Origin of the sequence: Verrucosispora sp. ts21, assembly GCF_002879555.1 — a bacterium.
Lineage (GTDB): Bacteria > Actinomycetota > Actinomycetes > Mycobacteriales > Micromonosporaceae > Micromonospora > Micromonospora gifhornensis.
Genome location: NZ_PNOZ01000178.1, coordinates 1 through 784 on the forward strand (window position 1 = coordinate 1; position 784 = coordinate 784).

Annotated in this window: 1 protein-coding gene; it reads right to left on the minus strand. The window is 71.6% G+C overall.

The window, feature by feature from the left end; genetic code table 11:
* Positions 1 to 160: 160 nt before the first annotated feature.
* A partial coding sequence (locus C1A38_RS30415; RefSeq protein ID WP_146017661.1) for a transposase occupies positions 161 to 784 on the minus strand: 624 nt, incomplete at its 5' end.

Genomic DNA, 784 nt, shown 5'->3' on the forward strand with positions numbered 1-784 from the left:
CCTCGATGATTCGTGCCTGACGCCGGCTCCTTCGGCCCGGCGGAGCTGATCGTTGTTGATCGATGCTGCTGGGTTGCGGGCGTGGTGGTGGGCCGTCTGTCGCGGCGGTGGGCGTGGTCTCCTGGGGTCCTCCGGGTTGTTGGGGCGGTGGCTGTGCTGGTCAGCCGGGGTCGGGGATGGCCGTGATCTGGTTGAACGCGGTGGTGATCTGTTCGGCCCAGGGCCAGGTGGCGGGGATGCGTAGCGTGCGGCGGCGTTGGCCGTGCACGAGGCGGGCGGCGGTGTGCAGGAATCGGTAGCGCAGTCGTTTCGGTTCGGCTTTGGCCAGGTCGCCGTCGAGGCCGATGAGCTGCAGCCAGGCGATCAGGTCGGCGGCGATCGCGGCGGCGGTGCACCAGGCCTGGTTGATGGCGAACTCGCGGGAGGGTAGGCGACCCAGGCCGGTGTCCTTGGCGCAGCGGATCCGGTCCTCGACACGGGCGTGGGCCCGGTGGCGGGCCTCCAACCACTGCAGGACACCTGTCGTGGTGTTGGTGACGAACGCGGTGTAGCGCCAGCCGTCGCGGTCCTCGAACAGGGTGAGTTGGGCGCCAGGGTGGGGACGTTCCCGCCGGACGATGACCCGCATCCCGGCCGGCCAGCCGGGCAGGTGCAGCAGGCCGGTCAGTTCGGCGACGGCGGCGCCGTCGCGGACACCGCCGTCGGCGTTGATCGCCGGTGACCACGCCTGGGCGGGTAGGGCGGTGATGGCGGCGCGTTCGGCCTCGCCGATCGACCAGCCGAG